This window comes from Nocardioides sp. (assembly GCF_035547795.1).
Classification (GTDB): Bacteria; Actinomycetota; Actinomycetes; order Propionibacteriales; family Nocardioidaceae; genus Nocardioides.
In genome coordinates this window covers 1-1,927 of record NZ_DASZUF010000006.1, presented here as the reverse complement: position 1 = coordinate 1,927, position 1,927 = coordinate 1, and the positions used below count along the sequence as shown (strand labels likewise).

The 1,927-nt window shown below is 71.1% G+C and carries 5 protein-coding genes; 3 read left to right on the top strand and 2 right to left on the bottom strand.

The annotated features are described in order from the left end of the window. Positions 1–490, top strand: a 490-nt coding sequence (locus VHA72_RS00440; RefSeq protein ID WP_524538558.1) for a GTP 3',8-cyclase MoaA family protein, incomplete at its 5' end; no start/stop codon positions are given. Between the two features lie 163 nt (positions 491–653). On the opposite strand, the gene VHA72_RS00435 is transcribed toward VHA72_RS00440, so the two are convergent. After that, positions 654–869 carry an acetone carboxylase gene (locus VHA72_RS00435; protein WP_325572469.1) on the bottom strand — a complete coding sequence of 72 codons (216 nt, stop codon included), beginning with the start codon at positions 867–869 and terminating at the stop codon, positions 654–656. Further along, positions 866–1,177 (bottom strand): DUF3099 domain-containing protein, encoded by a 312-nt coding sequence (locus tag VHA72_RS00430; RefSeq protein WP_325572468.1) that lies wholly within the window; start codon positions 1,175–1,177, stop codon positions 866–868. The genes VHA72_RS00435 and VHA72_RS00430 overlap by 4 nt, the downstream gene beginning before the upstream one ends. Before the next feature lie 42 nt (positions 1,178–1,219). Between VHA72_RS00430 and VHA72_RS00425 the strand changes: the two genes are divergently transcribed. Beyond that, positions 1,220–1,432 (top strand): dodecin, encoded by a 213-nt coding sequence (locus VHA72_RS00425; protein WP_325572467.1) that lies wholly within the window; start codon positions 1,220–1,222, stop codon positions 1,430–1,432. Between the two features lie 42 nt (positions 1,433–1,474). Then, positions 1,475–1,927: SDR family NAD(P)-dependent oxidoreductase (locus tag VHA72_RS00420; protein WP_325572466.1), on the top strand; the 453-nt coding region annotated here is incomplete at its 3' end.

Genomic DNA, 1,927 nt, shown 5'->3' with positions numbered 1-1,927 from the left:
CAACGACGACCAGGCTCCCGAGCTGCTGGAGTGGGCGATCGCGCACGGCTACCAGCTGCGCTTCATCGAGCAGATGCCGCTGGACGCCCAGCACGGCTGGTCGCGCGCCGCGATGGTGACCGCCGAGGAGACCATGGCGCGGCTGGCCAGGGAGTTCGAGCTGACCCCGGCGGTCGAGCCGCGGGGGAGCGCTCCTGCCGAGCTGTTCCTGGTCGACGGCGGTCCGGCGACCGTCGGCGTGATCGCGTCGGTGACCCGGCCGTTCTGCGGCGACTGCGACCGGGTGCGGCTGACCGCCGACGGGCAGGTGCGCAACTGCCTGTTCGCCCGCGAGGAGTCCGACCTGAGGACCGCCCTCCGGGCGGGCGCCTCCGACGAGGACCTCGCCCAGCGCTGGGTGACCGCGATGGCCGGCAAGCGCGCCGGTCACGGCATCGACGACCCGAGCTTCCTGCAGCCGGATCGGCCCATGTCGGCGATCGGCGGCTAGCCCGGCGCCCGGCGCCCGGCGCAAGGCGCCCGGCGCAAACTATCACCGTGATAGTTCGCGTGGCCGGTGATACTTGCGAAGTGTCACTCCGCACGCAAAGTGTCACGGTGACACTTTGGAGGAGGCGCTTCCACAGGTGAGTGCACGCCGGTGGGGTGCCGCCTCAGCGCGGCTGCAGCGTCCCGTCGTGCGGGCCGACCTCGCGCAGGAAGCCACGCGAGCCGAGGAAGTCCGACAGCGAGGACTTGTGCTCGTCGCAGGCCAGCCAGATCTTGCGGCGGTCGGGAGTGTGGATCTTCGGGTTGTTCCACGACAGCGCCCAGGTCGCGGCCGCCTGGCAGCCCTTGGCGGAGCAGAGGTCGGCCTCGGGGCCGCTCACTCCTCGTCCTCCCGGCGGTCCCGGAGCTGGGGCCGACCGTAGGGGCTGTCCCGCAGGGTGAAGTCGTCGCCCTTGCTGTTGCGCGCGTTGGCCATCACCACCGCGATGTAGGGCAGGAACAGCGCCGCCACGATCAGGATCGGCCACAGCCAGACCACATGTCCCAGCGCGGCGAGCACGGCCCCGACGAAGCAGACCGAGCGGATCGACATCGCCAGGGCGTAGCGCCGCTGGCGGGCCGACTGCTCCACCCGCCTGCTCTCCGCGGCGGTGGTGATGCGGATCGGCTGCTGATGCGCCCTGGCCATGTCGTCGATCCTACCGTCGGCCCCGGTCGCTAGAGTCGGCGCATGAGCAACCGCACCTATCGGGTCACCGAGATCGTCGGCACTTCGCCGGACGGCATCGACGCCGCCATTCACAACGCCATCGAGCGGGCCAGCAAGACGCTCCGCCATGTCGACTGGTTCGAGGTCACGCAGGTGCGGGGCCAGGTCAAGGACGGCGCGGTGGAGCACTTCCAGGTCGGACTGAAGCTCGGCTTCCGGCTCGAGGACGAGTGAGTCCATTCGGACTACTGCCCAGTAATCGTTAGCGTCCCGCACGTGAGCGAACCCAGATCGGTCCTGGTCACCGGCGGCAACCGCGGCATCGGTCGCGCCATCGCCGAGGCCTTCCTCGCCCAGGGCGACAAGGTCGCCGTCACCACCCGCAACGGCGGTGCGCCCGAGGGCGCGCTCGACGTGCGCTGCGACATCACCGACCCGGCGCAGGTGGAGGCGGCGTACGACGCCGTGGAGGCCGCGCACGGCCCGGTGGAGGTGCTGGTGGCCAACGCCGGCATCACCCGGGACACGCTGCTGCTGCGGATGTCGGAGGACGACTGGTCGGCGGTGCTCGACACCAACCTGACCGGCTCCTACCGGCTGGCCAAGCGGGCCGCCAAGGGCATGCTGCGGCTGCGCCGCGGCCGGCTGATCTTCGTCTCCTCGGTGGTCGGGCTGCTCGGCAGCGCGGGTCAGGTCAACTACGCCGCCTCGAAGGCCGGGCTGGTCGGG